The organism is Phycisphaerae bacterium (assembly GCA_041652575.1).
GTDB lineage: Bacteria > Planctomycetota > Phycisphaerae > Sedimentisphaerales > UBA12454 > UBA12454.
This window is the reverse complement of record JBAZHC010000002.1, coordinates 161556-180891: the sequence shown is the minus strand read 5'-3', so window position 1 is coordinate 180891 and position 19336 is coordinate 161556. Positions and strand designations below refer to the sequence as shown.

Below are 19336 nucleotides of genomic sequence, written 5' to 3'. Positions count from 1 at the left end.
CCACAGAGAACACAGAGACAAGTAAAAAAATAATAGTTTTATTAAAAAAATTATTGGAGAATAGATATGGATGAAAAAGAAAGTCCGATTAAACGATCAGGAACATTTATGCTGGCTGCTCAGTTAGAAGGTTTTTGTATCGGGCTAAGGCAGATTGTTTCAATCGGTATAACACCAGGAAAGCTCTCTGTTGATTTATTGAAAAAACTCTTTAAAGATTTTACACAAACAACCCACGGCAAACCTGTAGAAAATTTTCCGGAAATTATAGATTCGACCCCTGGGGCAGATTTGTTAATCCTTGCCGAAACACTACGTTCAACAATGATGGCTTTTTTAACCCCAGATGAAACAGAGGAACATAATAAGTCTTTTGGGTTTGGAAAAGATAGAAATATTGATTAATTAATTTCTAAATTCTCTGTGAACTCTGTGTTCTCTGTGGCTATAATAATTTTCTCTGTGGGCTCTGTGAGCTCTGTGGCTAAAAATAAAAGGAAAAAACTCTGTGGCTGAAATTAAAGTAGAATTGTCCCGGATAATTATTGACGAGACCTGCGAGCAGCAGGTTATTGTCCTCAAGGAAAAAAATGGTACACGCACCCTGCCGATAGTAATCGGCATTGTTGAAATAATGGCTATCGACCGAAGGCTGAAAGGCATAACGACCATCAGGCCTTTAACGCACGATTTGCTGGGCAATGTAATTGAATCGCTGGGCGCCAATATCGAGAAGGTCGTGGTAAGCGACCTGAAAAACCATACCTATTACGCGACAATTCATCTTAGCGTCAACGGCAAAAAAGTGGAAGTTGATTCACGCCCCAGCGATGCTATCGCTATAGCCGCCGCCTCGGATGTGCCGCTCTATGTGGCCGAACATGTATTCGAGAAAATGTAGGGTTTAGGCGGCAGAATCAGAATTTGTGACATCTGTTTGCGGTTTGGGGGTAAAAATTGTCGTCAGGATTAAAAAAAATACCGCTATTGTAAGCATCGAATCGGCAATATTAAACGCAGGGAAATGCCATTCGCCGTAATAAAAATCCAAAAAGTCGCGCACGCTGCCGTCGTTGAAAATTCTGTCGTATAAATTGCCGCAGATACCTGCCGCGAATAAACCCAGCGCAAGAACAACAAGCATCTGCAGTTTTCTGCCGAACAGGAAAATAGAAAATACCACTACAATCGCTGTAACTGAAAGAACTATCAGCGTCATAGTTTTGCCGGCGGCTATTCCCCACGCGGCGCCGCGGTTCTCAACGAGTACAAGCTGAAAAAAACCTTTAATAATATCATAACGCTGGGGAGCGAGAGAACTGAGCCAGTTGAAGATTGCAGATTTGGTCCATAAATCCGCGGCAAGACCGATTATAAAAACGGGCCAGAAAAGTAAATGCGCCGAAGGAACGCTTAATTCCCTGCTTAAGATGCAGGATCGGCTGCATTTGTCAGAAATTCCGGCCAAACCGTACCTCTATTTTACGTATTTTCTGTATAATTTCAGGAGATTATCCTGCGAAGGATTTAAATCAAGCGATTTGCTCCAGTGAGCAAGCGCCTTCTGTTTATAATCGTTCGCGTCGGGATTATCGAAACTTTTCATTACTCTGTATTTCATCATATAGGCAACGCCGATTCCCTTATGTGCCCGCCAGTCGCCGGGACTTATCTCAACGGCTTTTTCATATTGCTGCGCAGCAAGATCAATTTCCCTCAGCTTAAGATATACATAGCCGAGATGTCTGAAGGCAAGAGCGTTGTTCGGCTGCATCGTAACAACTGTTTCGAGCAGTTTCCTCGCTTCATCGAGTCTTGATGTCTGTATATACGCCGCGGCAAGAGAAAACATTATATTCGGGTCGTTGGCATCGAGATCGAGAGCCTTTTTGTACGATTCGACAGCCATTTCGTTGTCTTTGCGAGCGGTGTATATATCGCCCATCAGTTTTTCGATTTCGCTGTCGGTCGGGTCGAGGTCCTTGGCGGATTTGCCGAACTGAAGCGCAGATTCGTAATCGCCGATTTTGTAATAAGCACCCGCCGCACTGCACAGGGCCGAAGTATTCTGCGAGTCAAGAGAACAGGCCTTTGAGTAAGCCTGTGCCGCGGAGGTGTAATCTTCCATCAGCCGATACGCCCTGCCAAGATTGCAGAAATCGTCGAACGACCATGGATTAAGCTCTGTGGCTATTTGATATGCCTCCGCGCCTTCCGGATACATATTCTGCTGAAGGTAAATATTTCCCATAAGCGAATAGGCAAGGGCAAATTTGGGATTCTCCGCCACCGCCTGCTGTAATTTGACTATCGCCTGGTCAGGTTCGTTTGTCTCACTGAGTGTTATCGCATCGACATAAAGGGCGACCGATTTGTCATCTTTTTTCTGCGCTTCCTGGCAGCCTGAAAAAATAACGGCGCAAATTCCCCAAAAAAATAGCCTTATAGCGATAAACTTGAGCTTTTCAGGCATGAATAAATCCTTTCATAAGCTACTTATCCTGTCAAAATTAAATCCCATGCGGGAATTATACCAAAGTAAGAGTCGCTGTCAAAAGGTTTTAAGAAAACTTGCAGGCTAAAGTTTATCTTGCAAAACGCGCCTTTTAAGGATATAAATTTGTTTAATAACAAGCAGTTACGTTAAACTGGAGAAAATTGAAGAATCAGGGAAAAACATGAGATACAGCAAGACTTTAATCCCGACCGTTAAAGAAGTTCCATCAGATGCCGAGATTTCGAGCCATCAGTTGATGCTTCGCGCAGGTTTGATGCGGAAACTCGCCAGCGGAACATATACCTATCTGCCGATAGGCTGGCGGACATTGAAAAAGGTTATAAATATCGTCCGTAAGGAAATGGACAAAAGCGGCGCTCAGGAAATCCTGATGCCCTCCGTCCAGCCGATGGAACTGTGGCAGCAGACCGGCAGAAACATCGACTACGGCCCGACAATGGCGCACTTTACCGACCGCCACGGCAGGGAAAACGTCCTTGCCCCCACCGCCGAAGAAGTCGTTACGAGCCTTGCCGCAGGAGAAATAAATTCCTATAAACAGATGCCGGTCAATCTCTATCAAATCAGCTTCAAGTTCAGAGATGAGTTCAGGCCGCGGTTCGGCGTATTGCGAAGCCGTGAATTTATAATGAAAGACGCTTATAGTTTTCACTTTGATAATGAAAGTCTCGACGAAACTTATAAAGTGATGTACGAAACATATAAAAGAATATTCTCACGATGCGGCCTCAAGTATGTAATTGTCGAGGCCGAGTCCGGCGAAATGGGCGGCAGCGGCTCTCATCAGTTCACAATCCCCTGCGATTCCGGCGAAGACATTATCGTCCAGACCGAAGACGGCAGCTACGCGGCGAATATCGAAAAAGCACCGGTTGACCCCCTGCCCGCGAAAACAGAAAATAAAAATCACAAACCTGTCGAGGAAATTCACACTCCAAACCGGAAAACCATAGATGAAATCTGCGCGTTTTTAAAAGCAGACGCCAAAGACCTTATCAAGACGCTCGTTTACAAATCGGGAACCGAATTAATTCTTGCCCTTGTCAGGGGAGATTTTGAAATCAATCCTGAAAAATTGCGTTGCGCCGTCGGCAAATCCATCGAACTTGCGGATGAAGAGACTATTAAAAATCTTACCGGCGCCGAAGTCGGCTTCGCCGGCCCTGTCGGCATTACTCAAAAAATTAACAGACTTATTATAGACCATTCAGTTCTTACAATCGAAGCCGGCATAACGGGCGCCAATAAAACAGACTATCATATAAGAAATGTCGTGCCCGGCCGGGATTTCCCGCTCGAAGGTAAAAACGTAATAATCGCCGACATACGAAACGCAGTCGAAAGCGATACATACAAAGGCAAAAAATTAATCTTTAAAAGAGGTATCGAAGTCGGACAGGTATTCAAGCTCGGCATCAAATACAGCGCAAAGCTCGGAGCAAAATTCCTCGATAAGGACAGCACCGAAAAGCCCTGCATAATGGGCTGTTACGGCATCGGTATAAACAGAATCGTCGCTTCCGCCATTGAAATATCTCACGACAGTGACGGCATTATCTGGCCTATAAGCATCGCGCCTTTCGAGGTCATTATCACACCGGCCGGCAACGCCGAAGAAATTTCCGCTGCCGCTGAAAAAATTTATAACGAACTTACTGACGCCGGCGTTGATGTGCTGCTCGACGACAGGGACGCCCGCGGCGGAGTCAAATTCAAGGACGCCGACCTTATCGGGATACCGGTTCGAATAACAATCGGCGCCAAATCCCTCGCTGAAAATAATGCCGAAATTAAACTCCGCAGCGAAAAAGAAATTACAAAAGTCCCCCTTGGACAGGTAAAAGAAAAAATATCACAATTGATTGAGAAACTTAAAGCCGAACTAAATGTGGACGCTTAAAAAACCTGACCCGGTTAAACTGATTATCGGCATACTCGGCTGCGATGTCGATGCCGTTGATGCCGCCGTTGATATGATTAAGGCCCGGTTCGGCCCCTGCGACCTCGAAAGTCCCGCATGGCCTTTCAGGCACACGGAATATTACGCCAATGAGATGGGTAAAGAGATTGTAAAAAAGTTTATAACGGTCGAAAAGCTGATTGCTCCGGATAAGCTGGCTGCAATCAAGCATACGATGAATAAAATGGAAGCGAAACTTGCCGATGTGCTGGATATTGATTTGAGCCGGCCTGTCAATCTCGACCCCGGTTATATCGAACCATCGAAGCTGGTCCTCGCCAGTACGAAAAATTTTTCGCATCGGATTTATATCGGCAAAAAAATATGGGCCGAAGTAACGCTTATTTTCAGTAAAGGTCGGTGGACGTCGTTTGAATATACCTTTCCCGACCATAAGGAAGACAGATATCATGACTTTTTCAGTCAGGTCAGGGATAAACTTGTTCAGCAATTAAGGAAGTAATCTTATGGAAGAATCGCTTGGAGTATTTTCCATACTTTGTTTTCTGGCGGCGTTTGTCACATCTATATTGTTGACGCTTGCCGCGAAAAGGATTGCCGTCAGGATTGGGCTGCTGGCTCATCCTAAAAGCGACCGTTTCAACAAAAAAATCATTCCGATGGGCGGCGGTATCAGCATATTTCTTACGGTTACGCTTGCCTGCCTGACTATACTTACACTTATTAAAATACTTGTCTCCGATGGAACAACCGAGGTCTTCGGCAGGGATTTCGAGCCTTACATTCAGGGCTTCGCGAATAAATCGATGCAGTTATGGATAACTATCGCCTGTGCAGCTGTATTATTTTTGCTCGGCCTGTGGGACGATATGAAAAATCTCAAACCTCTGCCTAAACTGCTGGTGGAATTCGCCGCTGCTTTTGCCGCGGCATATTGGGGAGACGTCAGGGTTGAGCTTTTTATCGAAAGCAAAATAATCACATCTATTTTAAGCTCTTTCTGGATTGTGCTTCTTATCAATGTCTTCAACTTTCTCGATAATATGGACGGTGCCAGCGCGGGCATCGCTTTAATTATCTCTCTGTTTCTGTTTGTCATTGCGACTCTTTCAAATCAGGCCTTCGTCGCAGGCCTTGCAATAATTTTCGCCGGCACACTGGTAGGTTTTCTCGTATTCAATTTTCATCCGGCCTCGATATTTATGGGTGACGCCGGTTCGCTGGTTGTAGGTTTTTTCATAGCTTTTCTTACGCTCAAAACAACATACTATCACCAGTCAGACGATAATCAGTGGTACACCGTTCTGGCGCCACTTGTCATAACGGCGATTCCTCTTTACGATTTTATCAGTGTAACCGTTCTGCGAATCAGCCAGGGCAAAAGCCCATTCATCGGCGATACTCAGCACTTCTCCCACAGGCTTAAGAAACTCGGCCTGAGTGAGTTTCAGACCGTCCTGACGCTTTATCTTGCCACCATCGCCACAGGGCTCGGTGCCATAGTGCTTACCAGGGCCGTATGGCCTTTTGGGCTGCTCGTCTTTCTGCAGACCATAATGGTTCTTGAAATCATTATTCTTCTCGAATCCACGGGTAAAAATGATAAAAAATACACAAATTAAAAAAGACCTCGCCTCAGGGGTACTTTTTATTATTTTTCTCTGCATAATTGCCTTGCGATTGAGTTTCACTGAAAATTCCGCTATAGAATCTTTCAGCCTTGAAGGCATTTTTTATGACAATTTCCTGAGTATATGTATTTCCTGCATTCTGCTTTTATCATCTGTTATATGGTTTGTCGTTTTATTACGCCGCCGCAATCACAGTTATAAACATACCGGCATTGAGTACGGAGTGTTTTTGTTTGTCATCGCCGCGGCCGTAAGTACATACTTTGCCTCGAACCGAAGAGCCGCGATGAACGATTCGCTCACACTTCTGGCCGTCATCATTTCGGCAATCGCCATGGTCCAGCTTCTTGACCGACAAACGAGAAGAAGTACTCTGCTTTTTGTTATTATCGCTATAGGCGTTGCGAATGTTTATCAGTGCCTCGACCAGTTTATCAGCGGCAATAAAATGATGATTGATCAATATAAGAACGAACCTGAATATCAGCTCCAAAGACTCGGTATAGAGTCCGGTTCGTTCCAGCAGATGCTTTACGAGCACAGGCTCTATTCCAGTGATACAAAAGGTTATTTCTCCACCAGCAACAGCGCAGGATGTTTCTTTAATCTGGCCATATTTTCCGCCCTCGCAGTCTTCGGTCCGGGTTTAAAACAGTTCAGGAAGAAACCGTTAAAAACATTTGTCCTGCCGATAGTAATACTGCTTGTCCTCTTTTTCGGCCTTCTGCTCACCGCCAGCAAAGGAGCTTTACTGGCATTTATCCTCGCTTCTTTTGTTTTGCTGATTTCGAGCCTGTTCGCGAAATTTCTCAAAGCTCATAAATTTTCCATCTTTTCCGCCGCAGTCGCCGCTTCCATCGCGGCGGTTCTCGTTATAATCTCTTACGGCCTTAAACATAACACACTTCCCGGCGGCAATTCGATGCTCGTCAGGTGGCAGTACTGGGTTGCCTCGGCCGCGATGATTACCGACCATTTTTTCACTGGAGTAGGCGGCAGCAATTTCGGCTCCTTCTATACACATTACAAAATTCCTGAAGCGCTCGAAACCGTCCGCGACCCTCACTGTTTCGTGTTAAGTATCATGAGCAGTTACGGCATAATCGGTCTTACGGGATTTTGCTGCGCTCTTTTTGTGCCGATTATCAGGGCACTGAAAAGCCCTGAGATTAAACCGCTTACAGACAAAGATGACATTTCCGCGACAGTACGCATCTGCGGCGTATCTGCTGTTCTGGTTCTTCTTTTTCTGCGGCCCCTTGCCGTCAGAACAGAACTTGCCGATGAGATTGCTGTCACCGTTTATATTTTTGCCGTGATGTACGCCGCACCTGCATTTCTCTTCGGCACAACCTTATGGCTCTGCGTAAGAAGCAGGAAAAGTTACGATGATTTTTCAACATGGACCGCGCCTTTGCTTTGCGGAATATTCGCGGTACTGATTCACAACCTCATCGACTTCGCGATTTTCGAGCCCGGCATTATGACCGCCTTTTGGGCAGCTCTGGCGGTAATAATTTCGCAATCGTTGAATTCTCAAACTGTTGAAATTAAAAATCCTTCGCGGCTGAAAACTACGGCTTTGGTAGTTTTTGCTGCGGCTTTGGCTGCCGCTTTGCTGTGGTTTTACATAATACCTGTTGGAAAAACCGCCGTAAAAATGGAAAACGCCAAGACGATTTCATCCTATGGCCGGCTCAGGGAAGCTTCCGCGATACTTGACTCGGCCATTACTGATGACCGGTTCAATCCTGCACCGCCGACCCTAAAAGGTATGATGTCTTTGTACAATTTCAAGGTCGACCCATCACTAAATCAGGATATATTGCTCCAGTCTGAAAAAGCCTTTCAGGCCGCCATACAAAGAGACCCTGCGAATTTCAAAAATTACGAAAACCTGGCCGAAGTTTATCAAAAACTTGCCGAGGTATCGCCGCCGCAGCATCTTTTATGGTTTGAAAAAGCCTTCGAATCGCTCAGCCATGCCGTCAGTCTCTATCCAGCCTCGGCAGATTTGCATTTGACTCTTGCTACTGCCGCACAGCAGATTAACAAAATTGATATTGCCATCGACAATTACGCCCAGGCCATAGCCATCGAGGATGCTTACAGGGAACAATTTAAAATTATGTATCCCGGAAAAGAAGTCTTCAGCAGAATAGGAGAAGTAAATTACAAATTCGCAAAAGAAAGACTTGAACAACTAACCCGGAATGAGGAAAATAAGGATTAACCGTCGAAGCCTCGCGCAGCCGACAACCAAAAGACACAGTTAATATGGAGAAAAATATGAAGATAACCGCAATAATTTCCATACTTTTAATTTCAGTTGCTATCTGTACTGCCCAGCCTGATATGTCGAAATCGGTAGTTATGATTCAGATTGTAAAGCAGCCTTTCGACTATACGACGCCGTGGAAACAAACCTCTATCTCTCAGGGTGTAGGCTCAGGTTTTATAATCGCAGGCGACAGGATTCTAACCAACGCCCACAACGTATCGGATAACAGATATATCATCCTCAAAAAAGAAAACGTCGCGAAAAAATATCCTGCGACCGTCGAATTTATCGGCCATGACTGCGACCTGGCGATAGTTAAACCGACCGACCCTTCTTTCTTTGAAAACACCCAGCCCCTCAGCTTCGGCACTCTTCCGCAGGTCAACAGCACCGTATCGACCTATGGCTTTCCTATGGGCGGCACGCATATCAGCGTTACCGAAGGTGTTATTTCCCGCATCCAGACCGATGCCTATGTCCACACCGGTGCCGATGCCCATCTCGTCGTCCAGACCGATGCCGCGATAAACCCAGGCAACAGCGGCGGTCCTGTGGTACTCGACGGCAACGTCGTCGGCGTAGCCTTTCAGGGAATGATGCAGGCTGACAACATAGGCTATATGATACCGACTACTGTCATCGAGCATTTTCTGCTCGACGTAAACGACGGCAAATACGATGGATTCGGTTCGCTTGGCATAATGCTCTTCGCGGGTCTTCATAACGACAGCTATAAAGATTATCTAAAGCTGCCAGAAAATACTCAGGGCGTCGTCGTAACCGCGGTACTGCTTAACAGTTCCGCCGAAAACGTCTTGCAGAAAAACGACTGTATTACGCAAATCGACAATTACGACGTGGATAACGATGGTATGGTTATGATTTACGGCCAGAAATATCATCTCTCCGAAGTCGTGGAGACAAAACAAATCGGCCAGCCCGTTGACCTGACGTTCTGGCGCAGCGGCCAAAAGCAAACCGCGAAATTACAGGTTCAGCTCAATCGTCCTGTTTTCGAAATTGCACGGCTTTACGACAATCCTCCGCCTTATGTTTGCTTTGCCGGACTTACATTCGTTACCGCAAACAGAAACTTTCTTGAGACATGGGGCAAAAACTGGATTAGCGATATTCCACATACCCTCAGATATCTTATGAGCGATTCGCAGCAGCTCAACAAAGACAGGCTTCGAAAGGAATATGTCGTGCTTGCGGAAATCCTGCCCGACCAGATGAACGCCTACGCCGATGAGTTTATAAATAAACCGCTCGAAACTATTAATGATATCCCTGTACGCAGCATCAGCGATGTCCGCAAGGCTTTTGAAAACAAGGATTGCGAATTTTACATCCTTAAATTTATGAATTCTGAAAAACCTCTGCTGATGGACGCCAGGCAAGCTCATCAGCGAAACGATGCCATTTTGAAAAAATATAATATTCCATCCTGGGCATTCACGGAGAATCAATTATGAAAAAAATTATAAACATTATTGCTTTCATCATTCTTTTGCCGTTTCCTGTTTTCGCCGGCAATGCCGACATCAGCGAAACTCTGAAAAACTCCATCGTTTATCTTCAGATATCGTATTACGGCTACGAGCAGTACCAGCCGTGGAAGAACAGGGACCTTACTGAAGGTTTCGGCATCGGCTGCGCAGTCGCGGGCAATCAGGTCATAACCACCGCGTATAACGTCGCCAACGCCGCTTTTATCAGGGTCCGCAAAGCCGACCGTAACGACTATATACAGGCGAAAATAAAAGTCATCGATTACGAATGCAATCTCGCGCTTATCGAACTGGACGCCAACTCGCCGGGCAAACCTCTCGTCCCGCTCGTCTTCAGTGAAAAATATAAAAAAGGTGCAGGCGTTAATTTCTACTGGCTCTCGGCAGGCAGTCAGATGTACAGCGGCAGAGGTTTTCTCGACAGAGCATCGGTCGATTCTTCTACAATTTCATTTTCTCAAATACTCACTTTCGTAGCCGCCGGAATATCCGACAGCACCGCTTCCGGACAGCTATACTGTCTCGACAATAAACCACTCGGCATCGCCTCATGGTCAAACGAAAATAAGGAGGCCGGCATTATTCCCGCAAAGGTTATTAACCGTTTTTTAGCAGATGTTAAAAACGGAGCATATAACGGCACAGGTTCCGTTGGTTTTGATGCATCCAGGCTCCTCGAACCGGCAATGAGAAAATATCTCAAAATGCCTGACGACCTTCAAAATGGCATTTACATCTCGGACATTTATACAATCGGCACCGGCAGTGATGTCCTCAAAACCGGCGATGTCTTGCTTTCCATCGACAGTTTCGAGCTTAACCCCTACGGCAGGTTTAAACATCCTCAATTCGATATGCTCTCTTTCGACTATCTGATTACGAACAAAACTGCCGGCGATAAAATCTCCTTCGAACTCTGGCGCGACGGCAAAAAACAATTAATTGAAACATTTGTCAAAAACTTTGACGTATCCCAAATGCTCGTCCCCTGGTACGAATTCGACCGTCAGCCCGAATATATTATCGTAGGCGGCTGTATCTTCCAGAAGCTTACGAAAAGTTATCTTGCCGGAAGAGGCGGCGATTGGCGGGGAAAGGTTGAGCCGCACATTTACAATTATCTGCTCAACGAGGCTTTTAAACCCACCGACCAGCGGAAAGAGATTATTGTTTTAAGTTATTGTTTGCCTGCCAATATCAATATTGGCTATCACAACCTCGGTCAGTTTGTTGTTGACAGTATTAACGGAATGAAAATCGGTTCGATGAAGGATATTCCAGTCGCCCTTGCGCTGAACCAGCAGGCAAAATATGATTTGATAGAATTCGAGATGTCTCAGCCCGCTATTGTTTTGGACAGAAGCCAACTCAACTCTGCCGGCCTCGAAATAGCCCAAAATTACGGCATAGATAAACTTTCAAATATTAATTCCAAATAAGACAACTTAAGAACAGGTGGAATATTCTAAGTAATGGCAGAATTCAGGGCTTCAGGACTGTTTTTGCTCCTGTTCCCCATTTATCGCATCGTGGTTATTTTTAACATAATTGAATGTATCAGGCGAAACTACACCGCCGGAAATAAATATCTTGAACCCGTCTTCGATGCTCAAATCCGTCATAATTACATCGCTAAGAGGAACCATCTCGAAAAATCCTGTCGTCGGATTCGGTGTCGTAGGCAAAAATATTTTGCAGTATTTTCTTCCGTCAGGGTCTGTGATATAGCCCGTTAAAAAACCAAACGCTTTCATCCCCGGTCTTGGAAATTCCACCAGCACTACCGATTTAAACACCGTTCGGTCCGGCATCGACATCGCCTTGATAACCTGTTTGCTCGAACCGTAGATTGTGCGTACTATCGGTATTCGCATAAACAGTTTTTCGCCAATCGATATGAAACGCCGGCCTATAACAAGCTGTCCGACTGCGCCGACAAAATACAGCAGCAAAACAAGCAATATTACGGACATAGTCGTCACAGCGATACGCTGGTAAGTGTCAGGAACGGGACTGGTAATAACAAACTTCGCCAGCCACGGCAAAACTCTGCTCACCACCGGCTGCAGAAGGCCGGCCATCGCCTTAAAAAGCCATTGAATAATCAGTAGGCTGACCACAAAAGGCACTGCTATAAGCACCCCTGAAATCAGGTTTTTGCGTATATTAATCTTTATTTCCCTGTTCAGCTTTTCGTCGTATCTTTCAGCCATTGTTTTATCCCGTAAATTCCCTTTTAATCAAGTTATATGCAATTAGCCTTCTGTTGTCAAATATTAAGGAGACCTTGACCTTTTTTAAAAAAACAGGCTTTGTCTTGTTATTTTTAGTCGATACGCTCGCCGACAAATAACCAGCCGTCCTTCTTTGAAGGTTTCGCAGCCGAATCCCAATAATACAGCGTCTTTTTCCTCGGAAACATTTCTACAAGACCAATTTGCCGGTAGCGGGAGGATACATATTGGTCTATCCAGTTAAAGATTAATCTTTCCGAACCCGGCCAGTCCGTCCACGAATCAAGGCCCTTCATTACCACAGCAAATCCCGGCTTATTTGCTTCAATTTGAGTGATTATTTTTCGCTGCATATCGACGACATAAGGCTGCGGTTCCATAATCGGGCAGTCTATCCACGAATCAAAGCATCTTACTACTACAACAAATCTCGGCTTATTCGCTTCAATTTGACTAATCATTTCACGCTGCATATCGACAGCATATGGCTGCGGCTCCATAAGCGGATAAGTATAGATATACGAAGTAGCTGAGCGTCTCTGCGAATAGAAATATATTTCCGGTTCGGAGCCGAGCACTGCTATTTTGTCTTCCTTGCCGGAATGATTCTTTATAAAATTTCCTATCTCACGGGCCTCCGAAAAAGGAAATCTGCCGAAGGTATATCTTGAAAGAATAATCGGGTCGGATTCCAAAAGATAATTTCTCTGGCTGTAAAAACTCTGAAGCCATATAACCAAAATGATTAAGATTGAAATAAAGGAAGTTTTAGCCGCTGACTTTATATTGCGACCGACTAAATTCTTAATCTCAGCAACGCCTGCACCGGCCAATATGCTAAGCACCGGTAAAAAAAGAACGAAATAGTGGGGACGGAAATAAAAACTCGGACAAACAGACACAAAGGATAATATTAAAAAACCGGCAGCAAATACGCTTTGTTCGTGAATCTTCTTATCCCGTAAAATACGCAAAAGACCCAATAACGCCGACAGCCAGACAAACCATGCCGATGGAACTATTATCCCGAGAGTTTCATTAAGATACCCAAGACCTGTCGCAAAAGGAACTACGCTGACATAATGTCTGGCATAGTTGAATGTCCAGAACCAGAACTTTTCAAATACCCCGCAGCGCCATAAAATCAAACAGGTTATCAAAAACGGCACAAGAACGGAAATCCCGTAGATTGCGATTACCAATACCGGCTTCTTCCACGTTATCGGTTTTTGACGAACTTGCTTCCAAATCAAAAAAAACAGACCGAAAAGTATAAATCCAGCTCCGTGTTGTTTCATCATAAAAGCAATGCCCAGCAGCAAGCCGCCTGTTATAAGGTAAAGATATTTCTTTGTCTCGGCAAAATTCATCAAAAGAATTATTCCGGCCATCGCGAAAAAAACGACAAAATTCTCTGCGTTAGCCGTTGCCTGGATAGTGTTGCTTATAGAAGTAATCGCGAAAAAAACTGCCGCCCCGACACCGGCAATCGGCCCAAAAAGTTTTTTAGTCATAAAAAAGAGGAATAAGACCGTTGCCATGTTGATAAACAGTACGGCAAGATGAATGCCGGATACAGTCTGCCCGAAAACCGCTAAAATCACCGCATACGCCGCATAAATGCCCGGCATCTTCATATTGTAAGCCAATGAATATGGCGGAACGCCCTCAAGCATTAGCTGCCCTGCGTAAGCGTATTCGCCCTCGTCACGTTCAAGCGGCACATTAAGAGTTCTGATTCTGATAATTACCGTAACAGATACCAGTAATATAAACAGCATCGTCAGGCAAATATTAAATAAGATACTTTTAGAATCAGTCGGTTTTGGATTATCAGAAACTATTTTTTTCATTTTTTATAAACTATCAAAGTTAATCTAATCAATTCGTTCACCAATAAATATTAAATAGTCGCCTTTTGACGATTTGGCAACTGAATTCCAGTGATATAATGTCTGGCCCTGAACGGCAATCTCCACAAGGCCAATTTGGCGGTAATGGGTAGATACATAGTTATCCGCCCAGTCAAGAATTAGTTTCCCAGACTCAGGCCTGAACAGCCAGGAATAATGAAATTTCACAAAAACAACAAATCTCGGCTTGGTAGCTTCGATCTGATTAATCATTTCACGCTGCATATCGACCGCGTAAGGATGCGGCTCCACAAGCGGATAAACATAAATATAAGGGGTAGCCGAACGCCTGTGAGAGTAAAAAAATATCTCCGGCTCGGAACCTAACACCGCTATCCTGTCATCCTTATTGGAATTAGCCTTTATAAATTCCGCTATCTTCTGCGCCTCCGGAAAGGGATTTAAACCAAAATTGGCCCGTGACAGCACAAAAGCGTCCGATTCCAGAAGATAACTTCTCTGGCTGTAAAAACTCTCGAACCAGACTGCAGGAATAATTAAAATCGAGATAAAAGCTGCTTTAGAAGCCGACTTTATGCGTTTACCTGCAAAATCCTGAATGGCGACAACTCCAGCTCCTGCCAATATGGATAATACAGGCAAAAAGAGAACAAAATAATGATTGCGAAAATACAGCCCCGGACAAACCATTAGAAAAGAATAAATTAAAAAACTGATAAGGAACATACCATATTTGCGAATATTTCTGTTCCAGATAATACTCGAAATGCCCAGCAGCGCGAACAGCCATACAAAAGGAGCCGATGAAACTATTTGCCGCAGGGCCTCTTTTAAATTTGCAAAGCCTTCATGAAAAGAAGTTATACTGATGTATTGCCGCGAATATTCGAACGTCCAGAACCAGAATTTCTCAAACACCCCGCAATACCACAAAATTAAACAGGTAATCAAAAAGGGCAAAATTGTAAAAAAAGAATAAATAAGAATTACAGATGAAAGCCTTTTGTAATTCATCGGCTTTTGATGAACCTGATCCCAAAAAAGAATTGAATAACTGAAAAGTATAAACCCCGCCCCGTGCTGTTTCATCAGGAAAGCGATACCGGACAGGATACCGGCCGTTATAAGGAATAAATACTTTTTAGTGTTAATAAAATTTATTAAAAGCATTATTCCAGCTATCGCGGGCAGAACAACGAAATTTTCCGCGTTTGCCGATGCATTAAGGGTTCTGCTTACTGAAGTAATCGCGAAAAAAACTGCCGCCCCGACACCGGCAATCGGCCCAAAAAGTTTCTTTGTCATAAAAAAGAGCAGTATGATTGTCGCGGCGTTGATAAACAGTACGGCAAGATGAATGCCGGATGCACTCTGACCGAAAACTGCTAAAATCACCGCATAGACCGCATAAATGCCCGGCATCTTCATATTGTAAGCCAATGAATATGGCGGAACGCCCTCAAGCATCAACTGCCCTGCGTAAGCGTATTCGCCTTCGTCACGTTCGAGAGGAATATCAAGCATGCGAAGCCTGATTATTATCGTAACCATAACCAGCAATATAAGAACTGCTGCCAACAGGATACTGGATAAAGTCCTTTTGGGACTCGATGGCTTTCGAACGTTAGGCGACACCTTTTTAATCTCTCTTTTTATCGTATCTTAAAAAAAGACCATTATTGCGTTCCCAATACTATATATTATAATACTGTCAAATATGAATAAAAAGGAAGCAAAAAATAGTCCCGGCAGAAAATTCATCATCGCGATACTTGTCTTGGCAGGCATAAGAGTTTTCATTTTTAATGCCGCTTTCCCCATAGGAAATAATGTCGATGAGCCTGCCCATCTCGATTTGGTTTGTAAATATGCCGAAGGTCGCATCCCCGAAAAAGGCATAGAAAGCTACGACCGCAGGACTTTGGAATTATTAATTATATATGCCGGCCCGGAATATTTCTCCGGCGCCGTTTCTGCCTCAGATATCCTCCCGTTATGGAAATATCCTGATGTAGAAAAAACAGAAGACTTTCAAAACCGTCTCGACTCCTATCTTGGCGAGATAAATCACGAAACGGGTTCTTTCCCGGTATATTATCTCTGCGCCGGACAGTGCTCGAATTGGGGAAAATTCATAGGATTAAATAAAGGGGATTTGATTTACTTCCTGAGATTTTTGAATATTCCTGTGTTCATCGCGATGGTTTGGATTGCTTATCTGACAGGAAAACTTTTGTTTCCGGATAATAATTTCCTGCAGAAAGGTTTGCCGATAATGGTGGCCTTTTTCCCGCAGGACTCGTTTTATTCCATAACTAACGATGCCCTCTCCCCTTTGTTGTTTTCGCTGTCTTTTTTTATGCTTATGAAAATACTATTCGAGGAAAAATCTTTGTCTTTTTATTTCTTCACCGCGGCCGTAATCGCCGTAACTTTTTTGAATAAAATAACGAATATTACAATGCTCGCATTATTGGGCCTTGTAATCATCCTGAAGTTTAGGCAGATAATCACCGAAAGAAAGTTAAAAGAAAATATTCTCAGGCTCTTTGTTCTGCTTGGAGTATCGATAATCCCTCTTTGCCTCTGGATGATAAGAAACTATATCGTCTTGGGCGACATAACCGGCGATGCCGCCAAAATCGACTTTTTAGGATGGAAAGTCAGGCCGTTCTCGCAAATTTGGCATCACCCGATTTTCAGTCTCAGCGGCCTTATGTTTTTCCTTACTGAGCTGACAAAAACTTTTTGGCGGGGTGAATTTGTATGGCATTTAAAAAGAATATCGTCGAATTTCTTTGATTTGTTATATGTAATTTCAACTGGTGTTTTTCTGTTGGTATCGCTGGTCTTTTTATTCAGGAACAAGCAAAAGCGTCAGCGCACTGTTTTTCAGCTTAGTTTTGTTTTGATAGCCGTATCGGTTTTGATGTTAGCTGTTTTATCTGTACTTTATGACTATGGAAAATGCTGGTATCCTTCGCAGGAGCACCCTTATTTCACGTCGGGCAGATTGATAGTAACGGCTTTGGTACCGTTTCTTATTCTATATCTGAATGGCCTGGAAAAGCTGTTGACAGCGTTAAAGCTTAGGTTTAATCCGTTGATATTGGTTGTTTTCTGGGTTGCTGCTATTACTATTTCGGAAATAATATTGACCTGGAAGGTGTTTGCAAGTCCTTACAATTGGTTTCATCTTGGCTGACCATTCTCTCATTACACAACCTGTCTTTTGTCTCCCCTTCAGGATAGGTTATTATACAGGTCTGTAATAACAATATATCTTTTGATATCCTCAGGACAGGCGGCGGTGGGATTCGAACCCACGGATAACGGTTTTGCAAACCGTCGCCTTAGGCCACTTGGCTACGCCGCCGAAAAAGAAAACCGAAATACAAAAAACAAAATCAACAGAATCCGAAAATTGTAAATCCGAATCAGAAAACTTCAAATATTAGAAATCCAAATCAGCAAAATCAGAATATTCAGATTTTGCACCTAATTCAAGTTTCGATATTCACTATCCGGATTATTAAAAAAAATGGGCCGGGTTGGAATCGAACCAACGTAGGCTTGCGCCAACGGGTTTACAGCCCGTCCCCTTTGGCCGCTCGGGCACCGACCCATTTTGCTAATTATAACTCTTTACCTGTAAAGCAGTTAGAGTTAACAACTAAATACAGAACAATATATTACCAGAAAAATTATCTTTTGCAAGAGCTTTAGCCACAAAGTCACCATTTGGTATATAAGTTGATAGTTGTTAGTTGATAGTCGATAGTTATTGGAGTCACTGGAGGCAAAACAGCAGAATAACGTGAAGCGGATAGAGCGTATAGGGTGTAGGGTATAGAGGGAAGAAATTTTAGCCACCCAAGAAGGTTTTCTTGACCTCTATATTATTCAACAGATTTTGGCCTGTATCGTTCAGTTTGATTTCGCCGATACTGAATACATAAGCCCTATGAGCTATTCGCAAAGCCTCTACAGCATTTTGCTCGACCAACAATACGCTGGTACCATTTTTATTGATTTCCACAAGTTTTTCAAAAATCAACTCCGCAAAATTGGGAGACAGACCTAAAGAAGGTTCATCGGCCAATAATAATTTGGGTTTCAGCATAAGCGCTCTGCCCATAGCAAGCATCTGCTGCTCGCCGGTAGAAAGAGTGCCGGCTTTTTGCTTAATTCTTTCCTTAAGCTTAGGAAAAAGTGAAAAAACTAAATCAATATCTTTATTGATTAATGCCCTGTCTCTACGCTGAAAAGCTCCCATTTGAATGTTTTCCAGCACCGTCATTGTTGGAAAAACACGCCTGCCTTCCGGAACCAAAGATATACCCCGGACAACGAGTTGATCGGTTCTTAGCCCTTTGATGTTTTTACCATTAAATAGTATTTCTCCACTTCCAATAGTACCATTTCCAGCTTTCAATAGACCGGCAACAGCCTTAAGGGATGTAGATTTACCTGCTCCGTTCGGACCTATCATTCCTACAATTTCACCTTCATTGACCGTAAAGGAGACATCTTTCAAGGCCGTTACAGTGCCGTATCGAACAGTCAGATTTTTTACCTCAAGTAGCAATTTTTCTTCTCCTGCCCAGGTAGGCTTCGATTACTACTTGGTTCTGTTGAATCTGTTCGGGTGTGCCTTCAGCTATTTTTTTGCCGTAGTTGAGAACAATAATCCTTTCAGCAAGGTCCATAACGGTTTTCATATTATGTTCAATAAAAAAAATAGTTTTGCCCGACAGGCCAAGCTGACGAATGATTTGTTTCATTTTCGGAACCATTCCCGGGAAAAGACCGGCTGTCGGCTCATCAAAAAGCAAAAGCTGCGGCTCCAAAGCCAAGGCACGTGCTATCTCAAGAAGCCTTCTTTGTCCGTGTGAAAGGGTTTCAGCAAGTTCACCTTTTTTTTCTAATAGGCCGACTTCTCTTAGATGTTCAAGAGCGTGCTCGGTATTTTCCTTGTCTTCTTTTTTCAATGCTTTGCTTTGCAGCAAAGCACCTGCTAAGCTTTCACCCTTATCGTATTTCAACGCAAGCATAACATTTTCCAGGACCGTCATTTGTGGAAAGAGCCTGATGTTCTGAAAAGTCCTGCCGACTCCAATTCGTGCGATTTTCCAGGGACTAAGAGAAGTAATCTCCGTTCCCTTAAAAAAGAATTTACCGTCACCAGGCCTGAGAAAACCAGTAACGATGTTAAACAAAGTCGTTTTACCCGCGCCGTTGGGGCCTATCAGGGCGGTAATACCGCCTTTTTTTAATTCAAAAGAGACATTGTCAAGAGCTTTGACGCCGTCAAATTCTTTGCTCAGGCCAGAAGCGGAAAATATATTTGTGTTATCAGGCATTTA

17 protein-coding genes and 2 tRNA genes are annotated in these 19336 nt (G+C 43.9%); 10 read left to right on the top strand and 9 right to left on the bottom strand.

Features of this window, described 5'->3' with window-relative positions:
- Positions 1 to 66: 66 nt before the first annotated feature.
- Together WC496_02410 and WC496_02405 are read left to right on the top strand one after the other, a co-directional pair.
- Positions 67 to 405 carry a hypothetical protein gene (locus WC496_02410; protein ID MFA5291868.1) on the top strand — a complete coding sequence of 113 codons (339 nt, stop codon included), beginning with the start codon at positions 67 to 69 and terminating at the stop codon, positions 403 to 405.
- 103 nt (positions 406 to 508) lie between these two features.
- On the top strand, positions 509 to 901 hold the full coding sequence (locus WC496_02405; GenBank protein ID MFA5291867.1) for a bifunctional nuclease family protein: 393 nt from the start codon (positions 509 to 511) through the stop codon (positions 899 to 901).
- Between the two features lie 3 nt (positions 902 to 904).
- Here WC496_02405 and lspA read toward each other — a convergent pair whose 3' ends face one another.
- Both lspA and WC496_02395 read right to left on the bottom strand, forming a co-directional pair.
- Positions 905 to 1468 (bottom strand): signal peptidase II, encoded by a 564-nt coding sequence (gene lspA / locus WC496_02400; GenBank protein ID MFA5291866.1) that lies wholly within the window; start codon positions 1466 to 1468, stop codon positions 905 to 907.
- Between the two features lie 9 nt (positions 1469 to 1477).
- On the bottom strand, positions 1478 to 2473 hold the full coding sequence (locus tag WC496_02395) for a tetratricopeptide repeat protein (GenBank protein MFA5291865.1): 996 nt from the start codon (positions 2471 to 2473) through the stop codon (positions 1478 to 1480).
- Between the two features lie 205 nt (positions 2474 to 2678).
- Here WC496_02395 and WC496_02390 point away from each other — a divergent pair, with 205 nt between their 5' ends.
- From WC496_02390 to WC496_02365, 6 genes are read left to right on the top strand one after another with little or no spacing between them, the layout of a single operon-like run.
- Positions 2679 to 4418 (top strand): proline--tRNA ligase, encoded by a 1740-nt coding sequence (locus WC496_02390; protein MFA5291864.1) that lies wholly within the window; start codon positions 2679 to 2681, stop codon positions 4416 to 4418.
- Positions 4405 to 4941, top strand: coding sequence for a DUF4416 family protein (locus WC496_02385; protein ID MFA5291863.1), 537 nt, complete (start codon positions 4405 to 4407; stop codon positions 4939 to 4941). Before WC496_02390 ends, WC496_02385 begins: the two co-directional genes overlap by 14 nt.
- A 4-nt stretch (positions 4942 to 4945) precedes the next feature.
- Positions 4946 to 6061, top strand: coding sequence for an MraY family glycosyltransferase (locus WC496_02380; GenBank protein MFA5291862.1), 1116 nt, complete (start codon positions 4946 to 4948; stop codon positions 6059 to 6061).
- Positions 6039 to 8303: an O-antigen ligase family protein gene (locus tag WC496_02375; GenBank protein MFA5291861.1), complete on the top strand. Its 2265-nt coding sequence runs from the start codon at positions 6039 to 6041 to the stop codon at positions 8301 to 8303. Before WC496_02380 ends, WC496_02375 begins: the two co-directional genes overlap by 23 nt.
- 56 nt (positions 8304 to 8359) lie before the next feature.
- Entirely contained in the window at positions 8360 to 9826 is a 1467-nt protein-coding gene (locus WC496_02370) for a trypsin-like peptidase domain-containing protein (protein ID MFA5291860.1), read from the top strand.
- Entirely contained in the window at positions 9823 to 11301 is a 1479-nt protein-coding gene (locus WC496_02365) for a hypothetical protein (GenBank protein ID MFA5291859.1), read from the top strand. The genes WC496_02370 and WC496_02365 overlap by 4 nt, the downstream gene beginning before the upstream one ends.
- A 51-nt stretch (positions 11302 to 11352) precedes the next feature.
- On the opposite strand, the gene WC496_02360 is transcribed toward WC496_02365, so the two are convergent.
- The 3 genes from WC496_02360 to WC496_02350 form a co-directional block, all read right to left on the bottom strand.
- A complete protein-coding gene (locus WC496_02360) occupies positions 11353 to 12075 on the bottom strand; it encodes a DUF502 domain-containing protein (protein MFA5291858.1) in 723 nt (240 codons plus the stop codon).
- 113 nt (positions 12076 to 12188) lie between these two features.
- Positions 12189 to 13949, bottom strand: a complete 1761-nt coding sequence (locus WC496_02355) for a glycosyltransferase family 39 protein (protein ID MFA5291857.1) — start codon at positions 13947 to 13949, stop codon at positions 12189 to 12191.
- Positions 13950 to 13973: 24 nt separating this feature from the next.
- On the bottom strand, positions 13974 to 15494 hold the full coding sequence (locus WC496_02350) for a glycosyltransferase family 39 protein (GenBank protein MFA5291856.1): 1521 nt from the start codon (positions 15492 to 15494) through the stop codon (positions 13974 to 13976).
- Here WC496_02350 and WC496_02345 point away from each other — a divergent pair.
- Together WC496_02345 and WC496_02340 are read left to right on the top strand one after the other, a co-directional pair.
- Complete coding sequence (locus tag WC496_02345; protein ID MFA5291855.1) at positions 15493 to 15636, top strand: hypothetical protein; 144 nt, start codon at positions 15493 to 15495, stop codon at positions 15634 to 15636. The two genes, WC496_02350 and WC496_02345, sit on opposite strands and share 2 nt — an antisense overlap.
- A gap of 51 nt (positions 15637 to 15687) precedes the next feature.
- Positions 15688 to 17175 carry a DUF2142 domain-containing protein gene (locus WC496_02340; protein ID MFA5291854.1) on the top strand — a complete coding sequence of 496 codons (1488 nt, stop codon included), beginning with the start codon at positions 15688 to 15690 and terminating at the stop codon, positions 17173 to 17175.
- 97 nt (positions 17176 to 17272) lie between these two features.
- Here the strand turns inward: WC496_02340 and WC496_02335 are convergent.
- From WC496_02335 to WC496_02320, 4 genes are all read right to left on the bottom strand, one after another.
- Positions 17273 to 17346: transfer RNA gene (locus tag WC496_02335), tRNA-Cys, on the bottom strand.
- Between the two features lie 166 nt (positions 17347 to 17512).
- Positions 17513 to 17595: transfer RNA gene (locus WC496_02330), tRNA-Tyr, on the bottom strand.
- 240 nt (positions 17596 to 17835) lie between these two features.
- Positions 17836 to 18558 (bottom strand): ABC transporter ATP-binding protein, encoded by a 723-nt coding sequence (locus WC496_02325; GenBank protein ID MFA5291853.1) that lies wholly within the window; start codon positions 18556 to 18558, stop codon positions 17836 to 17838.
- On the bottom strand, positions 18548 to 19333 hold the full coding sequence (locus WC496_02320) for an ABC transporter ATP-binding protein (GenBank protein MFA5291852.1): 786 nt from the start codon (positions 19331 to 19333) through the stop codon (positions 18548 to 18550). Before WC496_02320 ends, WC496_02325 begins: the two co-directional genes overlap by 11 nt.
- Between the last annotated feature and the right edge of the window lie 3 nt (positions 19334 to 19336).